This is a genomic window from Streptomyces globisporus C-1027 (assembly GCF_000261345.2).
GTDB classification, from domain to species: domain Bacteria; phylum Actinomycetota; class Actinomycetes; order Streptomycetales; family Streptomycetaceae; genus Streptomyces; species Streptomyces pakalii.
The window spans coordinates 3,870,230-3,895,265 of the sequence record NZ_CP013738.1; the positions used below are offsets into that span (position 1 = coordinate 3,870,230).

General features: G+C 71.4%; 21 protein-coding genes. 10 read left to right on the forward strand and 11 right to left on the reverse strand.

Annotated features, from left to right (window positions below; translation table 11 throughout):
* The first annotated feature begins 238 nt into the window (after positions 1–238).
* Positions 239–1,870 carry a VWA domain-containing protein gene (locus WQO_RS16765; RefSeq protein ID WP_079055560.1) on the forward strand — a complete coding sequence of 544 codons (1,632 nt, stop codon included), beginning with the start codon at positions 239–241 and terminating at the stop codon, positions 1,868–1,870.
* Here the strand turns inward: WQO_RS16765 and WQO_RS16770 are convergent.
* The gene (locus tag WQO_RS16770) at positions 1,804–3,129 is read right to left on the reverse strand and encodes a sensor histidine kinase (RefSeq protein ID WP_010060281.1); all 1,326 of its coding nucleotides are present in this window, start codon (positions 3,127–3,129) and stop codon (positions 1,804–1,806) included. The two genes, WQO_RS16765 and WQO_RS16770, sit on opposite strands and share 67 nt — an antisense overlap.
* Complete coding sequence (locus WQO_RS16775; protein WP_010060284.1) at positions 3,126–3,779, reverse strand: response regulator transcription factor; 654 nt, start codon at positions 3,777–3,779, stop codon at positions 3,126–3,128. The genes WQO_RS16770 and WQO_RS16775 overlap by 4 nt, the downstream gene beginning before the upstream one ends.
* A gap of 182 nt (positions 3,780–3,961) precedes the next feature.
* Between WQO_RS16775 and metG the strand changes: the two genes are divergently transcribed.
* Positions 3,962–5,575: a methionine--tRNA ligase gene (gene metG, locus WQO_RS16780; RefSeq protein WP_010060286.1), complete on the forward strand. Its 1,614-nt coding sequence runs from the start codon at positions 3,962–3,964 to the stop codon at positions 5,573–5,575.
* Between the two features lie 85 nt (positions 5,576–5,660).
* Here the strand turns inward: metG and WQO_RS16785 are convergent, their stop codons facing one another.
* Together WQO_RS16785 and aspS are read right to left on the reverse strand one after the other, a co-directional pair.
* Positions 5,661–6,452, reverse strand: coding sequence for a L,D-transpeptidase family protein (locus WQO_RS16785; protein WP_010060287.1), 792 nt, complete (start codon positions 6,450–6,452; stop codon positions 5,661–5,663).
* Positions 6,453–6,689: 237 nt separating this feature from the next.
* Positions 6,690–8,483 carry an aspartate--tRNA ligase gene (gene aspS, locus WQO_RS16790; RefSeq protein ID WP_010060288.1) on the reverse strand — a complete coding sequence of 598 codons (1,794 nt, stop codon included), beginning with the start codon at positions 8,481–8,483 and terminating at the stop codon, positions 6,690–6,692.
* Positions 8,484–8,648: 165 nt separating this feature from the next.
* On the opposite strand from aspS, the gene WQO_RS16795 reads away from it, so the two are divergent.
* Entirely contained in the window at positions 8,649–10,766 is a 2,118-nt protein-coding gene (locus WQO_RS16795; protein ID WP_010060289.1) for an ATP-binding SpoIIE family protein phosphatase, read from the forward strand.
* A 142-nt stretch (positions 10,767–10,908) separates the two neighbouring features.
* Here WQO_RS16795 and WQO_RS16800 read toward each other — a convergent pair whose 3' ends face one another.
* From WQO_RS16800 to WQO_RS16810, 3 genes are all read right to left on the reverse strand, one after another.
* A complete protein-coding gene (locus tag WQO_RS16800) occupies positions 10,909–12,045 on the reverse strand; it encodes an AI-2E family transporter (protein WP_010060290.1) in 1,137 nt (378 codons plus the stop codon).
* A 65-nt stretch (positions 12,046–12,110) separates the two neighbouring features.
* Positions 12,111–13,067, reverse strand: a complete 957-nt coding sequence (locus WQO_RS16805; RefSeq protein WP_010060291.1) for a pirin family protein — start codon at positions 13,065–13,067, stop codon at positions 12,111–12,113.
* Between the two features lie 178 nt (positions 13,068–13,245).
* A complete protein-coding gene (locus WQO_RS16810) occupies positions 13,246–13,758 on the reverse strand; it encodes an SseB family protein (protein ID WP_058954012.1) in 513 nt (170 codons plus the stop codon).
* Between the two features lie 168 nt (positions 13,759–13,926).
* On the opposite strand from WQO_RS16810, the gene WQO_RS16815 reads away from it, so the two are divergent.
* The 3 genes from WQO_RS16815 (at position 13,927) to WQO_RS16825 (ending at position 17,529) form a co-directional block, all read left to right on the forward strand.
* Positions 13,927–15,753, forward strand: a complete 1,827-nt coding sequence (locus WQO_RS16815; protein WP_010060295.1) for an acyl-CoA dehydrogenase — start codon at positions 13,927–13,929, stop codon at positions 15,751–15,753.
* Between the two features lie 152 nt (positions 15,754–15,905).
* Complete coding sequence (locus tag WQO_RS16820) at positions 15,906–17,204, forward strand: M18 family aminopeptidase (protein WP_010060297.1); 1,299 nt, start codon at positions 15,906–15,908, stop codon at positions 17,202–17,204.
* 103 nt (positions 17,205–17,307) lie between these two features.
* The gene (locus WQO_RS16825) at positions 17,308–17,529 is read left to right on the forward strand and encodes a DUF6458 family protein (protein ID WP_010060299.1); all 222 of its coding nucleotides are present in this window, start codon (positions 17,308–17,310) and stop codon (positions 17,527–17,529) included.
* Positions 17,530–17,577: 48 nt separating this feature from the next.
* Here WQO_RS16825 and WQO_RS16830 read toward each other — a convergent pair whose 3' ends face one another.
* Entirely contained in the window at positions 17,578–19,395 is a 1,818-nt protein-coding gene (locus WQO_RS16830; protein WP_010060301.1) for an NHL domain-containing thioredoxin family protein, read from the reverse strand.
* Between the two features lie 64 nt (positions 19,396–19,459).
* On the opposite strand from WQO_RS16830, the gene WQO_RS16835 reads away from it, so the two are divergent.
* Positions 19,460–19,951, forward strand: coding sequence for an LURP-one-related/scramblase family protein (locus WQO_RS16835; protein WP_010060303.1), 492 nt, complete (start codon positions 19,460–19,462; stop codon positions 19,949–19,951).
* An 86-nt stretch (positions 19,952–20,037) separates the two neighbouring features.
* Here WQO_RS16835 and WQO_RS16840 read toward each other — a convergent pair whose 3' ends face one another.
* Positions 20,038–20,829: a carbon-nitrogen family hydrolase gene (locus WQO_RS16840; protein WP_010060304.1), complete on the reverse strand. Its 792-nt coding sequence runs from the start codon at positions 20,827–20,829 to the stop codon at positions 20,038–20,040.
* 201 nt (positions 20,830–21,030) lie between these two features.
* On the opposite strand from WQO_RS16840, the gene WQO_RS16845 reads away from it, so the two are divergent.
* Entirely contained in the window at positions 21,031–21,855 is an 825-nt protein-coding gene (locus tag WQO_RS16845) for a maleylpyruvate isomerase family mycothiol-dependent enzyme (protein ID WP_010060305.1), read from the forward strand.
* A 47-nt stretch (positions 21,856–21,902) separates the two neighbouring features.
* On the opposite strand, the gene WQO_RS16850 is transcribed toward WQO_RS16845, so the two are convergent.
* Both WQO_RS16850 and WQO_RS16855 read right to left on the reverse strand, forming a co-directional pair.
* Positions 21,903–23,210 (reverse strand): MFS transporter, encoded by a 1,308-nt coding sequence (locus tag WQO_RS16850; protein ID WP_010060306.1) that lies wholly within the window; start codon positions 23,208–23,210, stop codon positions 21,903–21,905.
* A complete protein-coding gene (locus WQO_RS16855) occupies positions 23,207–23,890 on the reverse strand; it encodes a GntR family transcriptional regulator (RefSeq protein WP_010060307.1) in 684 nt (227 codons plus the stop codon). Before WQO_RS16855 ends, WQO_RS16850 begins: the two co-directional genes overlap by 4 nt.
* A 126-nt stretch (positions 23,891–24,016) precedes the next feature.
* On the opposite strand from WQO_RS16855, the gene WQO_RS16860 reads away from it, so the two are divergent.
* Both WQO_RS16860 and WQO_RS16865 read left to right on the forward strand, forming a co-directional pair.
* On the forward strand, positions 24,017–24,352 hold the full coding sequence (locus tag WQO_RS16860) for an ArsR/SmtB family transcription factor (RefSeq protein WP_010060308.1): 336 nt from the start codon (positions 24,017–24,019) through the stop codon (positions 24,350–24,352).
* Positions 24,352–25,026, forward strand: a complete 675-nt coding sequence (locus WQO_RS16865) for a cation efflux transmembrane domain-containing protein (protein ID WP_029182250.1) — start codon at positions 24,352–24,354, stop codon at positions 25,024–25,026. The genes WQO_RS16860 and WQO_RS16865 overlap by 1 nt, the downstream gene beginning before the upstream one ends.
* Positions 25,027–25,036: the final 10 nt, after the last annotated feature.

Genomic DNA, 25,036 nt, shown 5'->3' on the forward strand with positions numbered 1-25,036 from the left:
GAGGGACTCCCGGTGAACGGCGGGTGAAGTCCGGGCCACCGCTGTTCCTTTGAGGGCCGGTGGTGGACACCGCGGCGGACTCGGTCCGGGAACGGTTTCGGCTCGGTCGGCGCAGGGGTGGGCCGCACCGGCGAACGGCCGGATCCGGCCGCTAACCTTACGTATCCGTCCTGGCCAGGGATGAAGTCGCCCCAGGTCGGACATTCCCCGCACCCAACTCATGCGAAAGGCCTCGCCCATGGGCATTCGGAGCTTGCTGCGTAAGGTGTTCGGCCGCACGGAGCAGGACGAGCCGACCACGGCCACCGTCCCGCCCCAGGCCGAGCGCACTCAGCCCAAGGAGACGGAGCCGGAGACCACTTCGGCGGCCGAGCCGGCGGCGGAGCCGAAGGCGTCGATCCCGGCCCCCGCCTCGCCCTCGTCCCCCGTCGCCGGGTCCACGGACCGTGCCGGCTCGCCGGCCTCCGACCTGGTGGCGGAGGCCTTCGACAAGGCGGCCGCCTCGCCGGCGTCCCCGACCGTCCCCGCGCAGGGGTCGGCTCCCGAGGACGTCCTCGACGGCGCTCCGGCAGACGCCCCGAAGGACTCCCCGAAGGCGGAGAAGCCCGAGGAGCCGGTGGCCGCCGAGCAGGCAGGCGAACCGGTGGCCGCCGAGGAGCCCGTCAAGGCCGAGGCTCCCGTGTCGACGCCGGAGCCGATCACGATCGACCTCGACTTCGACTTCGAAGAGGCCGCGAAGGCCGCACCGGCTCAGGAGTCCACGCCCGATCCGGCAGAGGCGGAGGCGGAAGCACCGGCAGAGGCCCCGGAGAGCACCCCCGAGGCGCCCCGGGCCGCCGCCGAGGCCCCGAAGGCCACCGAGGCGCCCGGGACCTCCCGGGCCTCCGAGACGCCTGAGGCGCCCGAGGCCGCAGCGGCACCGGAGCCCGCGGAGACCCCGGTCGCCGTAGGGGCCCCGGCCGTCGTAGAAACCCCGGAGCCCGCGGAGACCCCGGCGGTCGTGGAAGCCCCGGCGGTCGTGGAGACCCCTGCCGTCGTAGAGACCCCTGCCGTCGCGGAGACCCCGGCGGCCGCGGAGACACCGGTGGTCCCCGCCGCACCCGAGCCGACGGCACCCGCCGCGGCGGAGGAGCCGGCCCCGGCCGTGTCGGAGCCCGCCGCGTCCGAGCCCGCCCCCGGCAAGCCCGCCACCACGCTCGCGCGGGTCAAGTCGCGTGCTCCGCAGCTCGCAGCCCCGTACAAGGCGGCGCAGGCGGCGCTCAAGGCGCACGGGCTGACCGGGCTCCGCGCCCGCGTCTACCTGGTGCTCGACCGCTCCGGCTCGATGCGGCCGTTCTACAAGGACGGCAGCGCCCAGCACCTGGGCAACCGGACGCTCGCGCTCGCCGCGCACCTCGACGAGGACGCCACCGTGCAGGTCGTCTTCTTCTCGACGGACATCGACGGCACCGGCTCCCTGGGGCTCTCCGGCCACGAGGGCCGCGTCGACGAGCTGCACGCGGGCCTCGGCCGACTGGGCCGGACGCACTACCACCGCGCGATCGAGGAGGTCGTCGCGGACTACGAGAAGGCGGAGGCCACCGGTCCGGCTCTCGTGATCTTCCAGACGGACGGTCCGCCGGACGCCAAGCAGGCCGCCCGGCAGGCCCTCATGGAGGCGGCGCGGCTGCCGCTGTACTTCCAGTTCGTCGCCTTCGGCGAGCAGGACGCGAAGGGCTTCGACTTCCTGCGGAAGCTCGGCGCGCCGAACGCCGGGTTCTTCCACGCCGGACCGGCCCCCCGCGAGATCGCGGACGCCGAGCTCTACCGGGAGATCCTCGCCGGGCTGCCGGACTGGACCGCCGCGCGCGAGACCGGCTCCGGGGCCTGATCGACCGGCAGTCGTACGGTCACGGCGAGACCGCCGCCCTCCGGGCCCGGTACCGCCGTGACCGTACCGCCGTGGGCCACCGCGATCGACCGGACGATCGACAGACCGAGGCCCGACCCCGGGCCCATCCGGTCCCGGCCCTCGCCCCGCCGGAACGGCTCGAAGAACCCCGCGACATCGGCCTCGGAGACCACCGGCCCGGTGTTGCGCACCAGCAGGGCCCCCTCCTGGCTCAGCGCGACCTCCACCGAGCCGCCCGGCACGTTGTACGTGACCGCGTTGGCCAGCAGGTTCGCCACCAGCTGGGCGAGCAGCAGCCGGTTGCCGCGCACGGAACAGGCGGCCACCGCGACGTTCACCGCCGGGCCTGCACCGCCCGCGCTCCGGCCCTCCGGGCCGCCACCTCCCGGACCCGGACCGTCCGGGCCGTCGCCGCCCCCGCCCCGTACCGCCGGATACCGGGCCGTCTCCTCCCTGACCACGTGGTCGAGGCGGACCACCTCACGCTCGTCCGTGGCCAGGCCCCGTTCGCTGCGGGCCAGCACAAGGAGCCCCTCGATGAGGCGCTCGCTGCGCCGGTTGGTGTCCAGCAGGGTCTGCCGGGTGCGGACGAGGTCCTCGGGGGACGGGTCGTCCAGGCCGATCTGGATCGCGGCACGCTGGGTGGCCAGCGGGGTCCGCAGCTCGTGCGAGGCGTTCGCGATGAATCTCCGCTGGCTGTCGAACGCCTTCTCCAGACGGCCCAGCAGCGCGTCCAGCGTCTCGCCCAGTTCCTTCAGCTCGTCGTCCGGGCCACTCGACGCGATCCGCTCGTGCAGGGTCTTCTCGGAGAGCCGGCGGGCCTTCGCGGTCATCGCGTGGACAGGCCGCAGGACCCGGCCCGCTATCCACCAGCCGACCCCGACCGCGCCCGCCGTCATCACGAGCAGCGCGGCGAACGACCAGTTCAGGAGCTGCTTGCCCGCCGCGTCGCTGACATGATCGGTGAGTTCGTAGGCGGTGGGCGATCCGGTGGAGCTGCGGGCGATGAAGGGGCCTTTCACGGCGTATCCGGGCGGGACGACGACCACAGCCGTGGAGGCGATGGCCCGCGCCTCGGTCTCCGTACCGGCGCGGGATGCCAGGTTGACGGTGGCCAGCAGAGCGGTGCCGAGCACCAGGAAGACACCGCCGTACACGAGGGCGATGCGGGTGCGGATCGTCGAGTGCGGCAGCTTCGAGGCGTCCGCCAGCCGCCGCAGCGGGGACGGCCGCTTCACAGGGCGTACCCGACGCCCTGCACGGTGCGGATCAGCGCGGGCTCGCCGAGCTTGGCGCGGAGCTTGCTCATGCAGACGCGCACGGCACCGGTGAACGGGTCGGCGTTGGCGTCCCAGGCCCGCTCCAGCAGCTCCTCCGCGCTGACCGTACCGCCGTCGGCCTCCAGGAGCAGTTGCAGCACGGTGAACTCCTTCGGGGAGAGGTCCAGGTCCCGGCCGTCGCGGAGCGCCGAGCGCCGTACGGTGTCGAGCCGGATGCCATGCCGCTCCAGCTGGGGCGGTACGGGCCGGGCGCTGCGCCGCCGCAGGGCGCGTACCCGGGAGACCAGCTCGGGGAACTCGAACGGCTTGGCCACGTAGTCGTCGGCCCCCAGATCGAGCCCGGCGACCCGGTCCTCCATGGCTCCGGAGGCGGTGAGCATCAGGATCCGGGTGCGGGAGCCGGAGGCGACGAGCCGTCGGGCCACGTCGTCGCCGTGGACCCGGGGGAGGTCGCGGTCGAGGACGACGACGTCGTAGTCGTGAAGGCCCAGATAGGCGAGGGCCGCGTCCCCGCTGTACACGGTGTCGACGGCGAATCCGGCCCGGCGCAGTCCGGTGGCGACCAGCTCCGCGAGGATCTCCTCGTCCTCGGCGACCAGTACCCGCATCGTGATGTCCCCTGCCTCGTGCACGCTTGTCCGCTCCCTCCCAGGATGCGACTTTCCTACGGGAACCATTACGTGAGGGGATGTTTCGCAAAGCTCTCCACCGGAGGGCCTTCCTCCGTCCGCGCACCGGGCGCCGTTTATCGATGTGAGTGGATCTTGATCGGGCCGTTAGGATTTCGACCATGGCGGCCACTGGATCCGAGAAGCAGGGGGCGACGGCGTACTACGTCTCGACCCCCATCTACTACGTCAACGACGCTCCTCACCTGGGCCACGCCTACACGACCGTCGCAGGCGACGTGCTCACGCGCTGGCACCGCCAGCGCGGCGAGAAGGTGTGGTACCTCACCGGCACGGACGAGCACGGTCAGAAGATCATGCGCACGGCCGAGGCGAACAACGTGACTCCGCAGGCCTGGGCGGACAAGCTCGTCGAGGAGGCGTGGAAGCCCCTCTGGGAGCACCTCAACATCGGACACGACGACTTCATCCGGACGACGGAGAAGCGGCACACCGACCGGGTGCAGGAGTTCGTGCAGGACCTGTACGACAAGGGCGAGATCTACAAGGGCGGGTACGAGGGCCCGTACTGCGTGGGCTGCGAGGAGTACAAGCTCCCCGGCGATCTGATCGACGGCGAGGGCGAGTTCGCCGGGCAGAAGCTCTGCCCGATCCACAAGAAGCCGGTGGAGCTCCTCAAGGAGGAGAACTACTTCTTCAAGCTCAGCGAGTACGGCCCGAAGCTGCTGGAGTTCTACGCGGAGAACCCGGACTTCATCCAGCCCGAGTCGGCGCGCAACGAGGTCGTGAACTTCGTCGAGCAGGGTCTGCAGGACCTGTCGATCTCGCGCTCGACGTTCGACTGGGGCGTCCCGGTGCCGTGGGACGACAAGCACGTCATCTACGTGTGGGTCGACGCGCTGCTCAACTACGCGACGGCGGTCGGCTACGGCGCCAACCAGGAGAAGTTCGACGGTACGTTCCCGGCGAACGTGCACCTGATCGGCAAGGACATCCTCCGCTTCCACTCGGTGATCTGGCCCGCGATGCTGATGGCGCAGGGTCTGCCGCTGCCCGGCAAGGTCGTCGCCAACGGCTGGCTGATGGTCGGCGGCGAGAAGATGTCCAAGTCGAACCTGACCGGCATCAAGCCGCAGGACCTGACCTCGCACTTCGGCGTGGACGCGTACCGCTGGTACTTCCTGCGGGCCATCTCCTACGGCAGCGACGGGTCGTTCTCCTGGGAGGACTTCTCCGCCCGCTACACCTCCGAGCTGGCCAACGACTACGGCAACCTCGCCTCGCGCGTGGCGGCGATGGTCGGCAAGTACTTCGGCGGGGCGCTGCCGGAGGACACGGCCGCCGGTGACGCCGAGCAGGCCGTGCGGGACGGCCTGGCGAAGGCCGTGGCGACGGCCGACCGGAAGATCGGCGAGGAGCTGGACTTCCAGGGCGGCATCCTGGCGATCTTCGACTTCGTGAAGCAGGTCAACGGCTACATCACGGAGCAGGAGCCGTGGAAGGTGGCCAAGGACACCACCCCGGAGGGCCAGGCGCGTCTGGCGACCATCCTCTACACGGCCGCCGAGTCGCTGCGCGGGGTCGCGGTGCTGCTCAACTCCGTGATGCCGGAGACCTCGCAGAAGCTCTGGGAGTCCCTGGGCGCCGAGGAGTCCCTGGGCGCCCTGGCCGACCAGAAGGTCCAGGACGCGGGCGTCTGGGGCACCCTGCCCGCGGGTGCGACGGTGACGAAGGGCGCGGTGCTGTTCCCGCGCCTGGAGGAGAAGCCGGCGTAACGCCTCCGTACGCACGCAGGGAGCCCGGGACCGTCGACAGCGGTCCCGGGCTCCTCGCGTTGCTCCCCCTGCCCACCGGCTTCCCTCACCGCCTCAGCGTCTCCGCGTCAGCCATCACGATCACCGGGTTCATCTCCGGGTCCAGGGTGCGCAGGAGTTCCTCCATGCGCTCCTCGGGGACGGAGACGCAGCCCTGGGTCGGGCCGTCGTGGTCGACGTGGATCCAGATGCCGCCGCCGCGTTCGAGGCCGAGCGGGCGGGTGCGGTTGAGGGGGCTGACGCCCTCGGTGCGGTTGTAGTTGATCGCGACGACGTAGTCGAAGGAGCCCTCCAGCGGCTCACCGAAGAAGCCCTCGCCGTCCACCGCGAACCGGGGGTGCTCGTCGTACGGCAGCAGGGCCCCGGGGTCGGGGAGCCGGCCGCCCGCGTCGGTGAGGGTGTAGACGCCCTTGGGTGATCTCCGGTCGCCCGCCACGTGGTAGTCCGTCCAGCCCTCCATGCCGTTGTGCGCCGGCCAGGGCCCCGCGACCCGCTCCCAGCCCTGTGCCGGGTCCGCGCGGCTGTACAGGACCGCGCTGGAGCGGTAGGAGTCGGCCTCCTCGCCGGTGACCACGAATGCCTGCCGGGCCTCGGCGGGGATCTGGGCCAGGGTCTCCGGTCCCAGGTCCGGGATCTCGGCGGGGCTCGGGGCGGGCACCGGGCCGGCGGAGGACCGGAGCGCGGACGCGGCGTCGGACTGCGGGCCCGCGGCGCCCTGCCCCGGAACGCCGACCGGGGCCTTCTCCGGAGCGGCGCCGGAGGAGCAGCCGCCGAGCAGCAGGGCCAGGGCGAGGAGCGGTGCGGCGAGCAGGGCGGGTGGGCGGCGGGGGAGGGACACGGCGGTGGGCTCCTCGGATGGCGGCGGGCGGCGCGACGCGGCGGGACGGGCTGCGAGAGGGGTGTCTCGGTGCCAGTCTTTGCCGGGCCCGCCCCGGCCGAACCCGAACCGGGGCCATCCGGCTGTACCACGTCGCCCGGCCGTCACCGGCGCTCGCGGGTATGCAACGAAACAGCCCCCGATCGGGTGATCGGGGGCTGTTTCACGTGAAACATCCGCAGGGCGGGACCGTGCGGACTACTGGTCGGCGGGCTTCTCCGACGCGCCCTTCGCGGCGACCGGCTTGCGCAGCTGGATGTTCAGCTCGCGCAGGCGGGTCTCGTCCAGCTCGGTCGGGGCGCCCATCATCAGGTCCTGGGCGTTGCCGTTGAGCGGGAAGGCGATCGTCTCGCGGATGTTCGGCTCGTCCGCGAGCAGCATGACGATGCGGTCGACGCCGGGGGCGATGCCACCGTGCGGCGGGGCGCCGAGGCGGAACGCGCGGAGCATGCCCGCGAACTCGTGCTCGACGGTCTCGCGGTCGTAGCCGGCGATCTCGAAGGCCTTGAGCATCAGCTCGGGCTCGTGGTTACGGATGGCGCCCGAGGACAGCTCGATGCCGTTGCAGACGATGTCGTACTGCCAGGCGAGGATGTCCAGCGGGTCCTTCTCCTCCAGGTCGGCGAGGCCGCCCTGAGGCATCGAGAAGGGGTTGTGCGAGAAGTCGATCTTTCCGGTTTCCTCGTCCCGCTCGTACATCGGGAAGTCGACGATCCAGCAGAAGCGGAAGACGCCCTCCTCGAAGTGGCCGGCGCGCCTGGCGGCCTCGACCCGGACCGCCGACATGATCTTGGAGACCTCGTCGAACTCGCCCGCGCCGAAGAAGACGGCGTGGCCGGGGACCAGCGAGAGGCGCTCGGTGAGCGTCTTGACGTCGGTCTCGGTGAGGAACTTGGCGATCGGTCCGGCCAGCGTGCCGTCCTCGCCCACGCGCACCCAGGCCAGGCCCTTGGCGCCGTGCTCGACGGCGTACTCACCGAGGCCGTCGAAGAACTTCCGGGACTGGCCCGCGGTGTCCGGGACCGGCAGCGCGCGGACGTGCTTGCCGGCGAACGCCTTGAAGCCGGAGTCGGCGAAGACGTCGGAGATGTCGACGAGCTCCAGCTTGGCGCGCAGGTCCGGCTTGTCGTTGCCGTACTTCAGCATCGACTCGCGGAACGGGATGCGCGGGAACGGCGAGGTGACCTCGCGGCCGTTGCCGAACTCGGTGAAGAGCTCGGTCATCAGCTTCTCAATCGGCTGGAAGACGTCCTCCTGCTCGACGAAGGACATCTCGACGTCGAGCTGGTAGAACTCGCCCGGCGAGCGGTCCGCGCGAGCGTCCTCGTCGCGGAAGCAGGGCGCGATCTGGAAGTAGCGGTCGAAGCCCGAGATCATCAGCAGCTGCTTGAACTGCTGCGGGGCCTGCGGCAGCGCGTAGAACTTGCCGGGGTTCAGCCGGGACGGGACGACGAAGTCACGGGCGCCCTCGGGGGAGGTCGCGGTGAGGATCGGGGTCGCCATCTCGTTGAAGCCGAGAGCCACCATCTTGGAGCGGATGGCGGCGATCACGGCCGAGCGCAGCATGATGTTGCGGTGCATGCGCTCGCGCCGCAGGTCGAGGAAGCGGTACTCCAGGCGGCGCTCCTCGTTGACGCCGTCCTCGGTGTTGATCGTGAAGGGCAGCGGGGCGGCCTCGCCGAGCACCTCGACCTCCGAGACCTCGATCTCGATCTCGCCGGTCGGCAGCTCCGGGTTGACGTTGTCCGCGCCGCGCGCGGAGACCTTGCCGTCGATCCGGACGACGGTCTCCTTGGTGAGCTTCGCCAGGGCCTCGTTGCCGGGGGTGCCGGGGCGGGCGACGAGCTGCACCAGACCGTAGTGGTCGCGCAGATCGATGAAGAGGATGCCGCCCAGGTCTCGGCGATTGTGCAGCCAGCCGCTCAGCCGGACGTCGGTGCCGACGTCAGAGGCGCGGAGCTCGCCGCAGGTGTGGGACCTGTACCGATGCATCGTCGTTCATCCAGTCTTCGCGGTTAGGTGGGGATTGAGCCTCCCCAGGCTACCGCCCGGGGCCGGGGGGCTTCATTTCCCTTTGTCCCGCCGCACCCGCCGCCCCCTGGGCAGGTGGCCGCCTCTCGGTGGCGTCCACCGAGCAGATCTTCCTAAAGTGGGGCAATGCGCACCGAGGAAGTCCTGGCCGCGATCGCGACGGGCCTGTGGCGCTGGGACAACGCAGCCGGCACGGTCACGCTCGACGCGGAGGCGGCCCGGCTCCTCGGCCTGCCTCCCGAGCCCGGCAGCTACCGGGAGGCGGCGGTGCGCTCCCGTTTCCACCCGGTCGACTGGAACGAGATCTACGGGGTGGTCAACCTCGCGGTCGCCGAGGGCAGCCTGGCCGAGGCGCGGCTGCGGATCGTGGACGAGCGCGGGCAGGTCCTGCGTACCGTGCGCAGCCGCTCCAAGCCGGTCTTCCGGACGGACGAGGACGCCGACAGCGAGGCCTATGTCCTCTACGGCACGCTCCAGGAGGTCGCCGAGCCGCAGCCCGGTGCCACCGACGCCGCCCACACGCCGATCACCGGGGACTGGCGGCGGTCCCGGGAGGCGTTCCTGCTGGACGCCGGGCGGGCGCTGGCCGAGGCCCGGTCCACCGCGGAGGTGCTGCGGGTCGCCGGGTCCCTGTCCATGCCGGGGTTCTCCCCGGACGGGCTCGCGGTCTTCGGCTCCGCCGGGGAACGGCTGACGATCATCGGGCACCACGGGCACAACATCGGGGACGAGGAACCCTTCACCGACATGCCTCTGGACACCGACTACCCGGCCGCCGAGGTCGTCCGCACCGGCCGCGCGATCTATCTCCCCTCCCCCGAGGAGTACCGCCGCCGCTATCCGGCCACCTGGCCGCTCGCCCGGCGCTTCGGGCGGCAGTCCTGGGCCTTCCTGCCCCTGGTGTCGTCCGGGCGCACGATGGGCGCCTGGATGGCCGGGTTCCAGCACCCGGTGGGGTTCTCCCCGGACGAGCGCGCGGTGCTCTCGACGGTCGCCCGGATGCTCGCCCAGGCCCTGGCCCGCGCCGGGGTCGCCGAGACGGAGCGCGAGCTGTCGCTGGGGCTCCAGCGCTCGATGATGCCGACCCTGGGTCCGGAGATCCCCAAGATGACGGTGGCCGCGCGGTACGTGCCGACCGGCGGCGGGCTCCAGGTGGGCGGCGACTGGTACGACATGATCCCGCTGCCCAACGGCCGGATCGCCCTGGTCATCGGCGACGTCCAGGGCCATGACGTACGGGCCGCCGGACTGATGGGCCAGCTCCGCATCGCCCTGCGCGCCTACGCGTCCGAGGGGCACCGCCCGGACGCCGTGCTCGCCCGGGCCTCGCGCTTCCTGTCCGGGCTCACCGACGCGTACGAGAGCGTCGAGGGCGACGAGGAACCCCCGGCTCCGCGCTTCGCGACCTGCCTGTACGCCGAGGTCGACCCGGAGGCCGGGACTCTGGACATCGCCCGCGCGGGCCACCCCGACCCGGTGGTGATCAGCGCCGACGGGACCGCGGTGATCCGGCAGACGGCCGGGGGGCTGCCGCTCGGGATCGAGACGGACTCCGACTACCCCACCACCCGGGTGGTCCTGGAACCCGGCGAAACGATCATGCTCTGCACGGACGGCCTCATCGAGACCGGCGGGCACGACATGGCGACCGGCTGGACCCGGCTGCGCCCGGTCCTGGAGAAGCCGGTGGAGGACCTGGAACAGCTCGCCGACGCCTTGGTCCAGGCCGTGCACGGGCCGACCTCGCACTACACGACGGGGCCGCTCGCGGACCGGCGGGAGGACGACATCGCGGTCCTGGTGCTGCGGCGCGAGAGTGCCCCGGCCCCGGAGACGGCGGCGCGCCGCAGCGTCCTGACCATCGCGCAGGCCGAGCCGGAGCGGATCTCGGTGGGGCGGCAGCTGGTGCGGGAGCTGCTGCACGACTGGAGCGATCCCGAGCAGGTCGACTCGGCGGTCCTGATGGTCTCCGAGATGGCGACCAACGTGCTCGTCCACACGGACGGGGACGCGCTGATGGTGGCGGAGGTCTCCGGCGAGCAGGGGGAGCGGCGGCTGCGGGTCGAGGTCGCCGACGCCAGCGACGAGCTGCCGCACAAGCGGCGGCCGGGCGAGATGGCGTCCAGCGGGCGGGGCCTGGTGCTGATGGAGATGCTGGCGGATGCGTGGGGGGTGGATCCGCGGGGGGAGGGGAAGTCGATCTGGTTCGAGCTGTACGAGTCGGATGAGCCGGGGGTTTTCTGAGCGGGTGAGGGACCCCGGGCCGTGGCTCTCCGGGAGCTCGGGCTCGTTTCCGTGACGGTTCCGTCCTCAAGCGCCGGACGGGCTGGTTCTGCCGGGCCCGGCCCACAGCAAGCGCGGGCCCACCAGCGCGAGGGCTCCGTCCTCAAGCGCCGGACGGGCTGGGAGGTGCGCCGGACGGGCTGGGGTGGGCGCCGCCCGACGGGCCGGGGTCGGTATCCGGCGGGGCGGGGTCCTCGGGGCCGCCGTGCCTCCCGCGCAGTTCGCCCAGGACGCCGAAAGCCGCCGCGCAGAGCGGGACCGCCAGCAGCATGCCCATCAGCCCGGCCACGCTCGCTCCCGCCGTCAGGGCGATCATGATCATCGCGGGGTGCATCTGGACCGTACGGCTCTGGATCATCGGCTGGAGCACATGGCCCTCCAGCACCTGGACCGCGAGGACCACCCCCAGCGCCCACAGGGCGATCACGAACCCCCGGTCGGCCAGCGCGACCAACACCGCCACCGCGCCGGAGAGGAACGCCCCCAGGTACGGGATGTACGCCCCGACGAAGACCAGCGCGCCGAGCCCCACCGCCCCCGGCACGTCCAGGATCAGCAGGCCCACCGTGATGCACACGGCATCGATCAGGGCGATGAACGTGGTGCCGCGCATGAAGCCCTCGACGGCCTCGAACGCCCGCCGCCCCATGGCCTCCACCAGGTCCCCCGTGCCGCGCGGGGCCACCGTGTGGGCCAGGTTCACCGCCCGGTCCGAATCGCGCAGGAAGAAGAACGTCAGCAGCAGGGCCAGCACACTGGTCGCCACCAGCGAACCGATCAGGCTGATGCCGCTGAGCAGCCCGCCCGCCGCGCTCGCCCCGAACTTCTCGACCAGGCCCTTCGCGTTGTCGGCCAGATCGTCGACGTCCGTGGCCCCGGCGATCTCCAGGTGGTCGACGACCCACTGGCCCGCGTCCTTCAGCGAGGCGACGATCTGGTCACCGGAGTCGACGAGGGCGGTGACGACGATGTACCCGGCGCCGCCGACCACCGCGACGAGGGCGGCACAGGTCAGCCCCGCGGCCAGCGAACGGTTGAGGCGGCGCGCGACGAGCCAGCGGTGGACGGGGCCGAGCAGGGCGGTGCCGAGCAGGGCCAGCAGCACCGGGGTGACCGCGGTCTTGAGGGCGACGACCAGCCAGATCGCGACGGCGGCGACGCCCGCCACGAGCAGGACCACACCGCACCAGGCGGCGGCGCGGCGGGCGCTGTCGGGCAGGAGGGGCTTGGATGCGGGCACCCTCCCAGCCGATCACGGGGGGCGTCGGCGGGCCCGCCGACGCCCCCCGTACGGGTGACGATGCGTCACATGCCGTGGACCGCGGGGACCGTGCCCAGCCGGCCGGCCTGGAAGTCCTCGAAGGCCTGCTTCAGTTCGGCCTGACTGTTCATCACGAACGGACCGTAGTGGGCCATCGGCTCCCGGATCGGGCGGCCGCCGAGGAGGACGACCTCCAGGTCCGGGGTGTGGCCGTCCTGCCGCTCGTCCGCGCGGACGGTCAGCGAACCGCCGGCCCCGAACACCGCGGTCTGGCCCATCGCGATCGGACGGCGCTCCGCGCCGACCGTGCCGCGCCCGGCCAGGACGTACGCGAGGCCGTTGAAGTCCTCGCGCCACGGCAGGGTCACCTCGGCGCCGGGCCGGACGGTGGCGTGGATCATCGTGATCGGGGTGTGGGTGATGCCCGGGCCCTGGTGGCCGTCGAGTTCACCGGCGATGACGCGGAGCAGCGCGCCGCCGTCCGGGGAGGCGAGGAGCTGGACCTCGCCGCCGCGGATGTCCTGGTAGCGCGGGTTCATCATCTTGTCGGCCTTGGGCAGGTTCACCCAGAGCTGGAGGCCGTGGAAGAGGCCGCCGGACTGGACGAGCGACTCCGGCGGGGCCTCGATGTGCAGCAGGCCCGAGCCGGCGGTCATCCACTGGGTGTCGCCGTTCTCGATGGTGCCGCCGCCACCGTTGGAGTCCTGGTGGATGAAGGTCCCGTCGATCAGGTACGTGACGGTCTCGAAGCCACGGTGCGGGTGCCAGGGGGTGCCCTTCGGCTCCCCGGCGGCGTACTCGACCTCACCCATCTGGTCCATCATGATGAACGGGTCGAGGTGCCGGTAGTTGATCCCCGCGAACGCGCGGCGGACGGGGAAACCCTCGCCCTCGAAACCGCTGGGCGCGGTCGTGACGGCGAGCACGGGACGGGCCACGGCGTCACCCGAAGCCGCCACCTTGGGCAGGGTCAGCGGGTTGTCGACAGTCACTGCGGGCATGGGAGCCACCTCCGGGCGAGTGTTCTGGAATCAATTTAGTTGAATGGTGAACATCTTGCAAGGCGTCGCGCATTCCCGGAGGGCGGCCCCGACAGGGCGAGGGCCCGCGCCGTCTCGGCGCGGGCCCTCGCCCGACAGAAGAAATCCCAGGTCAGCGACCCACGGACACCCCGAATCCCTAGCCGTACATACGGCGCATCGCGAAGTCGACCATCTGCTCGACGGCCTTGGCGTCGAAGACCATCCGGTGGTCGCCCTCCATGTCCAGGACGAAGCCGTACCCCGTCGGCAGCAGGTCGATCACCTCGGCCCCGGTGATCACGAAGTACTTCGACTCCTTGCCCGCGTACCGCCGCAGTTCCTTGAGCGTGGTGAACATCGGGATCACCGGCTGCTGCGTGTTGTGCAGCGCCAGGAAGCCGGGGTTGTCGCCGCGCGGGCAGTAGACCTTCGTCGTCGCGAAGATCTGCTGGAAGTCCTCGGCGGAGAGGGAGCCGGTGGTGAAGGCCCGGACCGCGTCGGCCAGGGAGGGCGGCGACGGTTCGGGATACAGCGGCTGCTCCCCGTAGCCGCCGCCCATCTGACCCATCTGACCCATCTGGCCCATCTGGCCCATCTGGCCCATCTGGCCCATCTGACCCATCTGACCCATCTGCTGCTGAGCACCAGGGTTCTGGTCGTAGCCGTACATGCTGCAAAGAGTAATCGGACACATCTACGGCTTGAGGGGTTGCGCCTTATTACTGACGGGTAGCATCATCGGAGAGGTCAGCTGATAGACCTACGCCTGCCTGTCGCCCGACCCGCATCACTCCCCGGGGCGCTGTGGCGCCACTGCTATTGATTACGGAGCCTTCCCATGGGGCACTACAAGTCGAATCTCCGCGACATCGAGTTCAACCTCTTCGAGGTCCTCGGGCGCGACAAGGTGTACGGCGCCGGTCCGTTCGGTGAGATGGACGTCGACACCGCGAAGAGCATCCTGGACGAGGTCGCCCGCCTCGCGGAGAACGAGCTCGCCGACTCCTTCGCCGACGCCGACCGCAACCCGCCGGTCTTCGACCCGGAGACCAAGACCGCCCCGGTCCCGGCGAGCTTCAAGAAGTCGTACCAGGCCTTCATGGACTCCGAGTACTGGCGTCTGGGCCTGCCCGAGGAGATCGGCGGCACCACCTCCCCCCGCTCCCTGATCTGGGGCTACGCGGAGCTGCTGCTCGGCTCGAACCCGGCCGTGTGGATGTACTCCTCCGGCCCGGCCTTCGCCGGCATCCTCTTCGACGAGGGCAACGAGGAGCAGAAGAAGATCGCGGAGATCGCCGTCGAGAAGCAGTGGGGCTCGACGATGGTGCTGACCGAGCCGGACGCCGGCTCGGACGTCGGCGCAGGCCGGACGAAGGCCGTGCAGCAGGAGGACGGCTCCTGGCACATCGAGGGTGTGAAGCGCTTCATCACCTCGGGCGAGCACGACATGTCCGAGAACATCATCCACTACGTGCTGGCCCGCCCCGAGGGCGCCGGACCGGGCACCAAGGGCCTCTCGCTCTTCATGGTCCCGAAGTTCCACTTCGACTGGACGACCGGCGAGCTGGGCGAACGCAACGGCGTGTACGCGACGAACGTCGAGCACAAGATGGGCCTCAAGGCGTCCAACACCTGCGAGATGACGTTCGGCGACCAGCACCCCGCCAAGGGCTGGCTGATCGGTGACAAGCACGACGGCATCCGCCAGATGTTCCGCATCATCGAGTTCGCCCGCATGATGGTCGGCACGAAGGCCATCGCCACCCTCTCCACGGGCTACCTCAACGCCCTGGAGTACGCCAAGGAGCGCGTCCAGGGTCCGGACCTGGCGAACTTCATGGACAAGACGGCGCCCAAGGTCACCATCACTCACCACCCCGACGTGCGCCGCTCGCTCATGACGCAGAAGGCGTACGCCGAGGGCATGCGCTCCCTCGTGCTGTACACCGCCTCCGTCCAGGACGCGATCCAGGAGCAGGAGGCCGCGGGCGAGGACGCCAAGGCGCTGAACGGCCTCAACGACCTGCTGCTGCCGATCGTGAAGGGCTACGGCTCCGAGAAGTCCTACGAGCAGCTCGCGCAGTCGCTCCAGACCTTCGGCGGCTCCGGCTACCTCCAGGAGTACCCGGTCGAGCAGTACATCCGGGACGCCAAGATCGACACCCTCTACGAGGGCACCACCGCGATCCAGGGCCAGGACTTCTTCTTCCGGAAGATCGTCCGCGACCAGGGCGCCTCGCTCAACACGCTCTCCGAGGAGATCAAGAAGTTCCTCGCGGGCGCCCAGGGCAACGAGGAGCTGGCCCCCGCGCTGGACTCCCTCGCCAAGGCCGCCGTGGACCTGGAGGCGATCGTCGGCACGATGATCACCGACCTCACCGCGACCGGCGAGGACGTCAAGAACATCTACAAGGTCGGCCTCAACACGACCCGCCTGCTGATGGCCTCCGGCGATGTCGTCGTCGGCTACCTGCTGCTCAAGGGCGCGGCCGTGGCGGCCGAGAAGCTGCCGACCGCCTCCGCGAAGGACGTGCCCTTCTACCAGGGCAAGATCGCCGCCGCGAAGTTCTTCGCCGCGAACGTCCTGCCGGGCGTCTCGACCGAGCGCGCGCTCGCCGAGTCGATCGACAACTCGCTGATGGAGCTGGACGAGGCCGCCTTCTAGGACCTCGCAGCAACTCAGCACATCCGACAGCGCCGCCGCCCGACCGTCCGGGCTGCGGCGCTGTCGCACGACCGGGGGACCGGACAGCGGGGGCGCCGCCGATCTCGCGGTCACCGGATACCGGACCCCGGGTCCTCGTTACAGTGAAGAACATGAGTTCCCCTCTCCGGTTCGACCGTGCGCACACCGATGACCTGATGACCTTCCTGGCGGCCAGCCCGTCCCCCTACCACGCCGTGGCCAACGCCGCCGCCCGGCTGGCGGAGGCCGGCTTCCGGCAGGTCGAGGAGACCGCCGCCTGGGACGGCTCGGCGGGCGGGAAGTACGTGCTGCGCGGCGGGGCGATCGTCGCCTGGTACGTGCCGGAGGGCGCCGAGGCGCACACCCCGTTCCGGATCGCGGGGGCGCACACCGACTCCCCGAACCTCCGGGTGAAGCCGCTGCCCGACACCGGGGCGCACGGCTGGCGTCAGATCGCCGTCGAGGTCTACGGCGGCACCCTGCTCAACACCTGGCTCGACCGGGATCTGGGCCTGGCCGGGCGGATCTCGCTGCGCGACGGCACGCACCGGCTGGTCAACATCGACCGGGCGCTGCTGCGGGTGCCGCAGCTGGCCGTCCACCTGGACCGGTCGGCCAACACCGAGGGGCTCAAGCTCGACCGCCAGAAGCACATGCAGCCGATCTGGGGACTCGGCGATGTGGAGGAGGGCGACCTGATCCGCTTCGTCGCGGAGGAGGCGGGCGTCGACGCGGAGGACGTCACCGGCTGGGACCTGATGCCGCACGCCATCGAGCCGCCCTCATACCTGGGCCGGGACCGGGAGCTGGTGGCCGGGCCCCGGATGGACAACCTCCTCTCGGTGCACGCCGCGACCGCCGCCCTGGCCGCCGTCGCGGGACTCCCCGACGCCGACATCCCGTACATCCCGGTGTTCGCGGCCTTCGACCACGAGGAGAACGGTTCGCAGTCCGACACCGGCGCCGACGGGCCGCTGCTCGGCTCGGTGCTGGAGCGCTCGGTGTTCGCGCGCGGCGGCACGTACGAGGACCGCGCCCGCGCCTTCGCCGGGACCGTCTGCCTCTCCTCCGACACCGGCCACGCCGTGCACCCCAACTACGCGGAGCGGCACGACCCGACGCACCACCCGGTCGCCAACGGCGGGCCGATCCTCAAGGTCAACGTCAACATGCGGTACGCCACCGACGGCAGCGGCCGGGCGGTGTTCGCCGCGGCCTGCGAGAAGGCGGGCGTGCCGTGGCAGAGCTTCGTGTCCAACAACGCGATGCCCTGCGGCACGACCATCGGGCCGATCACCGCCGCCCGGCACGGCATCCAGACGGTGGACATCGGCGTGGCGATCCTCTCGATGCACAGCGCCCGTGAGCTGTGCGGTGCGGACGACCCGTATCTGCTGGCCAACGCGCTCACCGCGTTCCTGGCCGGCTGACCGGGAAACGCCCAACCGCCTCCGCGCACATGGTTGTTGCCGGGCCGGGTACGCGAGTCGTACACCGGCCCGGACTCACCGGGCGGTCGAGGAGGCGGGAATCATGGGACTCGGAGGATGCATTCTCCTGATCGGTGCGGGCGCGATCCTGGCGTTCGCCACCGACTGGCAGGCCGACGGCATCAACATCGACCTGGTCGGCTGGATCATGATGCTCGTCGGCCTCATCGGGGTCTTCGTCTACATGAGCATCGCGCGGCGCCGCCGGATGGTCGTGCCGCCGACCACCACGGTCGTCCAGGACGACCAGCAGCACTACCAGTAGAGGCTGACGCTCCGGGTCGCCCCGCGCGGGGGCGACCCGTCCGGCGCGTCAGCCCTGCTCGTCCATCCCGGCGAGCACCAGCGCCAGCCGTGCATCGCCCGCCGCGGTGACTCGGACCGGCACCCCCCAGTCCTGCTGGTGCACATGGCAGGCCGGGTACTCGTTGGCCGGGTCGTCGTCGCAGGACGCCGCCATCGCGGAGACGTGCAGCACGCCCTCGGTCACCCCGTCGGCGAGGGCCAGATCGCGCCCGAGGTCCGTCCCCGCGCCGGAGCCGTCCGCCAGCAGCTCGGGCGGGGTGGCGGAGACCAGGAGCCGGGTCGAGGGACCGTAGCGGGTGTCCAGCTTCTGCCCGGCGGGCGCCTGGAAGACCACGTCGAGGCGGAGGGTGCCCGGGGCGATCTCGGTGGCGGCCCGCTGGGTGCGGTGCGCCTGGTCGGCGACCTGGACCGCCTCCTCGGGCAGCCGGAGGCGGGTCAGCCGGTGGCGGGCCGACTCGACGACGACGAGATCGCTGTCGACCAGCACCGCGTCGCTGGGCTCGCGCACATCGGTGGCCAGCGTGGTGACCTCGCCGGACGCCGGGTCGTACCGGCGCAGGGCGTGGTTGTACGTGTCGCTGATCGCGACGGACCCGTCGGGCAGCGCGGTCACGCCGATCGGGTGCTGCAGGAGCGCCTGGTCGGCCGCCCCGTCCCGGTGGCCGAAGTCGAAGAGGCCGGTGCCGACGGCGGTGTGGACGTGCTCGTCGCGGTCGACCCAGCGCAGTGCGGAGGTCTCCGAGTCGGCGACCCAGAGCCGCTCCCCGTCGGCGGAGACGGCGAGCCCGGACGGCTGGGCGAACCAGGCCTCGGCGGCCGGCCCGTCGACCAGGCCCTCGTTGGTGGTCCCGGCGGCGACGCGTACGGTCGCGCTCTCGGGGTCGTACGTCCACAGCTGGTGCACGCCCGCCATGGCGATCCACAGCCGGTCGCCGAACCACGCCACGTCCCACGGCGAGGAGAGGTCCACCCCGCGTGCCGGGCCGCTGGTCGGGGTCCCCTGCCACCACTGGCGGCCGGTCCCGGCGAGGGTGCTGGTCACCCCGGTCGTCAGGTCCAGCGCGCGGATCGCGTGGTTGACGGTGTCCGCGACGGCGACGCGGCCGTCCGGCAGCACGGCGAGCCCCTGCGGTTCGCTGAACCGGGCCTCGCCCGGGCCGCCGTCGCTCAACCCGCGTTCGCCGGTGCCGAAGTGGCGTCGCACGGTCTCGCCGTCGGCGTCCAGCTCGACCAGGCGGTGCCGGGTGGTGTCGGAGACCAGGAAGCCGCCGTCCGGCAGGAGCAGCGCCTTGCCGGGGAAGCGCAGATGCGTGGCGACGGGCTCGGGCGCGACGTAGGGGCCGTCGCCGCGGCGGAGCGTGCCCTTGGCCCCGTGCTCGGCCTCCAGCTCCTCGACGAGCTTCTCGATGGCGTGCGCGTGGCCCTCGCCCGCGTGCTGGGCGACGACATAGCCCTCGGGGTCGATCACGACGAGCGTCGGCCAGGCGCGGACGGCGTACTGCTTCCAGGTGGCCAGCTCGGGGTCGTCGAGGACGGGGTGGTGGACCTCGTAGCGTTCGACGGCGTCGACGACGGCCTGGTGCTCGGCCTCGTGGACGAACTTGGGCGAGTGGACGCCGATGATCACCACGGTGTCGCGGTGCTTCTCCTCCAGCTCGCGCAGCTCGTCCAGGACATGCAGACAGTTCACACAGCAGAACGTCCAGAAGTCGAGGATGACGATGCGTCCTCGCAGGTCAGCGAGGGTGTACTGCTGGTCGCCTGTATTGAGCCAGCCGCCCTTGCCGATGAGTTCGGGGGCGCGGACGCGTGCACGTGTTGCCATGTCACCAGTCAACACCGTCCCGGCCTGCGCGCATTCCGCCGGGCCCCGGGGGAACCTGAGCCCCATGAGACTTCTCGTACGTGAGCGGATGTTCGCCATCGGCGACGACTACTGGATCGAGGACGACGGGGGCCGGAAGGTCTTCCTGGTCGACGGCAAGGCGATGCGGCTGCGCGACACCTTCGAGCTGAAGGACGCCGACGGCCGGGTCCTGGTCGAGCTGCGGCAGAAGCTGATCAGCCTGCGCGACACGATGCTCATCGAGCGCGGCGGCGAGGAGCTGGCCAAGGTCAAGCGCAAGCGGCTGTCGCTGCTCCGCAACCACTACCGGGTGACGCTGGTGGACGGTACGGAGCTGGACGTCAGCGGCAAGATCCTGGACCGCGAGTTCGCCATCGAGTACGACGGTGAGCTGCTGGCCCAGATCTCGCGCCGCTGGCTGACCCTCCGGGACACGTACGGCATCGACGTCGTCCGGGACGACGCCGACACCGCGCTGCTCATCGCCGTGGCGATGTGCGTGATCGTGCTGGCGGACAAGGAGAGCGGGGGCTGAGCGCCCGCGCGGGCGCGGCGGCCTGTTGTTTCACGTGAAACGTGGGCGGAGCCGCCGGGCGCCCTCGGAACACCGTCGCGCGGCCCTCAGAGCGGTGACGTGAGTCCCAGGCGGCGGTCCTTCAGGGCCGGGAACTGGTCCCGGGTCGCGCGTACCTTGTCCGCGTCCAGCTCGACGGTCAGGACCTCCTCGTCCGCGCCCGCCTGGGCCAGCACCTCGCCCCAGGGGTCGACGACGATGCTGTGGCCGGCCTGCTGGATGTCGCCGTGGGTGCCCGCCGTGCCGACGGCGAGCACGTACGCCTGGTTCTCCACGGCGCGGGCCTGCGCCAGGAGCGTCCAGTGGGAGCGGCGGCGCTCGGGCCAGCCCGCCGCGACGACGAGCGTCTCGGCGCCCGCGTCGACGAGGCCCCGGAACTGCTCGGGGAAGCGGAGGTCGTAACAGGTGGCGAGGCCCAGGGTGGTGTCCGGCAGGGCGACGGTCACCAGCTCCTCGCCCGCGCCCATCATCACCGCCTCGCCCTGGTCGAAACCGAAGCGGTGGATCTTGCGGTAGGCGGCCGCGCGCTCACCCTCGGGCGAGAAGACCAGGCTGGTGTTGTAGAGGGTGCCGTCGTCCGCGCGTTCGACGAAGGAGCCCGCGTGCAGCCAGACACCGGCCTCGGCCGCCGCCTTGGCCATCGCCTCGTGCGTGGGGCCCTCCAACGGCTCGGCCTCCGCCTCGAAGGCGGTGTAGGCGAACGCCCCGACCGGCCAGAGTTCGGGAAGAACCACCAGGTCGGCGCCGCGCTGGGCGACCACCAGAGAGGCCGCTCGCACTCTGCGGGCCTCGACGGATTCGTCCGGGTCTACTGCGATCTGGATGAGGGAGGCGCGCACACTACCACCGTCCTGGCATTCAAGCCGTCAACACGGGCCTACGATCGTCACACGAAAGCACTGCCGGGGTGCCTGCTCGCAGCGTAACTTAGCCACCGAACCTCCCACGCAGCTCGCCGACAGTGCCGTCAGAGCCGGCCCACCCGCCAGCACTCCCTGCTCTCTCCAGCCCATGCACCGCAGAACCGCACGAGGGGTCCCGTGACCGTCCATCCCAGCCTCCAGCCCTACACCGACGCCGCGACCCACTCCATCGAGGCGATAGCCGAGCTGGTGAAGCCCCTTCCCGAGAGCGAGTGGAACCGGCGTACCCCCTGCCCGGGGTGGTCGGTGCGCGACATCGTGTCGCACGTCATCGGCATGGAGTGCGAGATGCTCGGCGATCCCCGGCCGATCCACACCTTGCCGCGCGACCTCTACCACGTGCAGAGCGACTTCGCCCGCTACATGGAGATGCAGGTCGACGTCCGGCGGCACCACACCTCCCCGGAGATCACCGCCGAGCTGGAGTACGTCCTCATCCGCCGGGCCCGCCAGATCCGCAACGAGTCGCGCAGCCCCGAGACCAAGGTCCGCGCGCCCCTGGGCGCCGAGCAGACCCTCGAAACGGCACTGAATCTGCGGGCCTTCGACGTGTGGGTGCACGAACAGGACCTGCGCACGACCCTCGGCCAGCCGGGCAACCTGGACTCCCCCGGCGCCCTGATCACCCGCGACATGCTGCTCCTCGGGCTGCCGAAGGTGGTCGCCAAGAGCGCCGGCGCCCCCGCGAACTCCGCGGTCGTCTTCGACGTGCACGGCCCGGTGGAGTTCCTGCGGACGGTCCGGGTCGACGCGGAGGGCCGCGGTTCGATCGACGGCGCACCGTCGCTGGGCCCCGCCGTGACGCTGTCGCTGGACTGGGAGACGTACGTACGCCTCGCCTGCGGCCGGGTCCGTCACGCGGCCGTCGCCGACCGGATCAAGGTCGAGGGCGACCAGGAGCTGGCCACGGCGATCCTGGACAACTTCGCCGTGACCCCGTGACCCCGTTACCGCTTCACGGGCACGTGCCCGCGCCCCGGGGGTGAGGGCTACGCGGGCACGTGCACGGCCTCGACGCGGCTGACCACGTGGTGCTCGCGTTCCCTGAGGGCGGCCCGTCGGCGCAGCCGCAGGATCTGGGCGACGCCGAACGCCTCCAGGACGAAGACCGAGGCGAACGCGACGCGGTAGTTGTCGCCGGTGGCGTCCAGCAGGACCCCGACGGCCAGCAGGGTGGTCATCGAGGCGACGAACCCGCCCATGTTGACGATGCCGGAGGCGGTGCCCTGGCGCTCGGGCGGGTTGGCCGGGCGGGCGAAGTCGAAGCCGACCATCGAGGCCGGTCCGCAGGCGCCCAGCACCAGGCACAGGACGATCAGCAGCCACATCGGCGTGTGGTCGGCCGGGTAGAAGATCGCGGACGCCCAGAGCAGGGCCGTCGTCGCCACCGTGCCGAGCGCGATCGGGGTCCGCGCCTCGTGGTGGCGGGCGATGATCTGCCCGTAGACGAGCCCGACCACCATGTTGGACAGCACCACCAGGGTGAGCAGCGCGCCCGCCGTGCCCCGGCTCAGCTCCTGCGCCTCGACCAGGAACGGCATTCCCCACAGCAGCAGGAACACCATCGCCGGGAACTGGGTGGTGAAGTGCACCCACATCCCGAGCCGGGTCCCCGGCTCCCGCCAGGCGGCGGCGATCTGCCGGCGGACGTACGCGGCCCCGGCGTGCTCGGCGGGCGGCGGCTCATGGCCCTCGGGATGGTCCTTCAGGAACAGCAGGAGCAGCACCAGCACCACGACGCCCGCCAGCGAACTGCCCACGAACGTCGTGGTCCAGCCGTAGCTGTGCAGCGCCCGCGCGATGAACAGTGTCGAGACGAGGTTGCCCGCCATCCCGAACAGCGCGGCGACCTGCCCGATCAGCGGTCCGCGCCGGGCCGGGAACCAGCGGCTGCCGAGCCGCAGCACGCTGATGAACGTCATCGCGTCGCCGCAGCCGAGCAGGGCGCGCGCGGCCAGCGCCATCCCGTACGAGGGGGAGAGCGCGAAGCCGAGCTGTCCGGCGGTGAACAGCACGACCCCGATGGTGAGGACCTTCTTGGTGCCGAGCCGGTCGACCATCAGCCCGACGGGTATCTGCATGCCCGCGTAGACCAGGAGCTGGAGGATGGAGAACGTGGAGAGCGCCGAGGCGTTGACGTCGAACCGGTCGGCGGCGTCGAGTCCGGCGACGCCCAGGCTCGTCCGGAAGATGATCGCGACGAAGTAGACGGCGACGCCGATGCCCCAGACCCAGGCGGCGCGCCGGCCGCCGGGCGGGTCACCGGGCAGGGAGAGCGTGGGGGCGGCCGAACTCACCGGTCCTCACCCCGCACGAGCTCCCGCACCCGGCCGACATGGCGGCGCACGACCAGGGCCGCCCCGTCGGCGTCCCCGGCCCGGATCGCCTCCAGCAGCTCACCGTGCTCGGTGATGTTGGCCTCGATCCTGCCCGGGTGCGCCTCCATCACCGCGACGCCCATGCGCAACTGACGGTCGCGCAGCTGGTCGTAGAGGCGCGAGAGGATCTCGTTGCCCGCGTATTTGACGATCTCCGCGTGGAAACAGCGATCCGTGACGGCCACCGCTGCCAGATCGCCGGCCTCCGCCAGCTGCCGCTGCTCCTCCAGGAGCTGTTCCAGGCGCTCGATCAGCTGCGGGGACGCGGGCACGGCCTTGCGCGCCGCGAACTCCTCGACCAGCAGCCGGGTCTCCACCACGTCCTTGATCTCCTGCGCGGAGACGGCGAGGACGAGCGCCCCCTTCTTCGGGTAGAGCTTGATCAGCCCCTCGACCTCCAGCCGCAGCAGCGCCTCGCGCACGGGCGTCCGCGAGACCCCGACCGCGTCCGCCAGATCCCCTTCGGTGAGCAGCGTCCCGCCCTCGTAACGCCGTTCCAGGACGGCTTCCTTGATGTGCGTGTAGACCCGCTCGGCGGCGGGCGGGCGCTTGAGGGAGGAGGGGGCGGACCGTACGGGGGCGGAGGATGCGGCAGGCATGCGCACAGCATAGATACAACATGCACGCATGGGGGCCGGCGTCCGGATTCTGGACCTCCGCAACGCCCGGAGAGGCAGACATAGTTCAGACTTCCTTGAATTCAGGAATCGCTGTACTGTCACGCCATGCTGACCGTCGCTTCCGACATCGAGGTGCTCGCACGGTTCGGCCGCGCGCTCGCCGACCCGATCCGCTGCCGCCTCCTGCTCGCGCTCCGCGAGGCGCCCGCGTACCCCTCCGACCTCGCCGCAGCGCTGGGCATCTCGCGCACCCGGCTCTCCAACCACCTGGCCTGCCTGCGCGACTGCGGCCTCGTCGTCACCTCGCCGGACGGCCGCCGCACGCGCTACGAACTCGCCGACGAGCGCCTCGGTACCGCCCTGAACGATCTGCGCACCGCGGTGGTGGCCGTCGAGACCGACCGCACCTGCCCGGACGCCGAGACGGAAGGGTGCTGCTGATGACCACGCTCTCCCTCGGCCCCTCGCCGGCCCGCCGGGACGCCCTCGCCCGCCGGATACGGCTGCTGGTCGCCGCCACCATCGCCTACAACGTCATCGAGGCGGTCGTCGCCCTCACCGCCGGAACGCTCGCCTCCTCCAGCGCGCTGATCGGCTTCGGCCTGGACTCCGTCATCGAGGTCTCCTCCGCCGCCGCGGTCGCCTGGCAGTTCTCCGCCCGCGAGCACGCGGTGCGCGAGGCCCGGGAGAGGACGGCCCTGCGAATCATCGCCGTGTCGTTCCTCGCCCTCGCCGCGTACGTCGCCGTCGACGCGGTCCGCGCGCTGGCCGGGACCGGCGAGGCCGAACCCTCCCCGCTCGGCATCGTCATCGCCGCGATCTCACTGGCGATCATGCCGTTCCTGTCGGCCGCCCAGCGGCGCGCGGGACGCGAGATCGGCTCCGCGTCCGCCGTCGCCGACTCGAAGCAGACCCTGCTGTGCACGTACCTCTCCGCCGTCCTGCTCGTCGGCCTGATCCTCAACGCGGCGTTCGGCTGGTCCTGGGCGGACCCGGTGGCCGCCCTCGCCATCGCCGGCATCGCGATCAAGGAGGGCCGCGACGCATGGCGCGGGAAGGGCTGCTGCGCGCCGACGGCCCAAGGTCAAGCCTGCGCAAATTCACCCGTTCGGTAACACATCCCTT

What these genes read in the sequence shown, in the direction of transcription:
- WQO_RS16805 (WP_010060291.1), bottom strand. Translation starts at nt 13,067, where the DNA reads ATGCCCGCAGTGACTGTCGACAACCCGCTGACCCTGCCCAAGGTGGCG.
- WQO_RS16810 (WP_058954012.1), bottom strand. Translation starts at nt 13,758, where the DNA reads ATGTACGGCTACGACCAGAACCCTGGTGCTCAGCAGCAGATGGGTCAG.
- WQO_RS16865 (WP_029182250.1), top strand. Translation starts at nt 24,352, where the DNA reads ATGACCACGCTCTCCCTCGGCCCCTCGCCGGCCCGCCGGGACGCCCTC.
- WQO_RS16835 (WP_010060303.1), top strand. Translation starts at nt 19,460, where the DNA reads ATGAGACTTCTCGTACGTGAGCGGATGTTCGCCATCGGCGACGACTAC.
- WQO_RS16825 (WP_010060299.1), top strand. Translation starts at nt 17,308, where the DNA reads ATGGGACTCGGAGGATGCATTCTCCTGATCGGTGCGGGCGCGATCCTG.
- WQO_RS16830 (WP_010060301.1), bottom strand. Translation starts at nt 19,395, where the DNA reads ATGGCAACACGTGCACGCGTCCGCGCCCCCGAACTCATCGGCAAGGGC.
- WQO_RS16855 (WP_010060307.1), bottom strand. Translation starts at nt 23,890, where the DNA reads ATGCCTGCCGCATCCTCCGCCCCCGTACGGTCCGCCCCCTCCTCCCTC.
- WQO_RS16775 (WP_010060284.1), bottom strand. Translation starts at nt 3,779, where the DNA reads ATGCGGGTACTGGTCGCCGAGGACGAGGAGATCCTCGCGGAGCTGGTC.
- aspS (WP_010060288.1), bottom strand. Translation starts at nt 8,483, where the DNA reads ATGCATCGGTACAGGTCCCACACCTGCGGCGAGCTCCGCGCCTCTGAC.
- metG (WP_010060286.1), top strand. Translation starts at nt 3,962, where the DNA reads ATGGCGGCCACTGGATCCGAGAAGCAGGGGGCGACGGCGTACTACGTC.
- WQO_RS16860 (WP_010060308.1), top strand. Translation starts at nt 24,017, where the DNA reads ATGCTGACCGTCGCTTCCGACATCGAGGTGCTCGCACGGTTCGGCCGC.
- WQO_RS16820 (WP_010060297.1), top strand. Translation starts at nt 15,906, where the DNA reads ATGAGTTCCCCTCTCCGGTTCGACCGTGCGCACACCGATGACCTGATG.
- WQO_RS16765 (WP_079055560.1), top strand. Translation starts at nt 239, where the DNA reads ATGGGCATTCGGAGCTTGCTGCGTAAGGTGTTCGGCCGCACGGAGCAG.
- WQO_RS16795 (WP_010060289.1), top strand. Translation starts at nt 8,649, where the DNA reads ATGCGCACCGAGGAAGTCCTGGCCGCGATCGCGACGGGCCTGTGGCGC.
- WQO_RS16815 (WP_010060295.1), top strand. Translation starts at nt 13,927, where the DNA reads ATGGGGCACTACAAGTCGAATCTCCGCGACATCGAGTTCAACCTCTTC.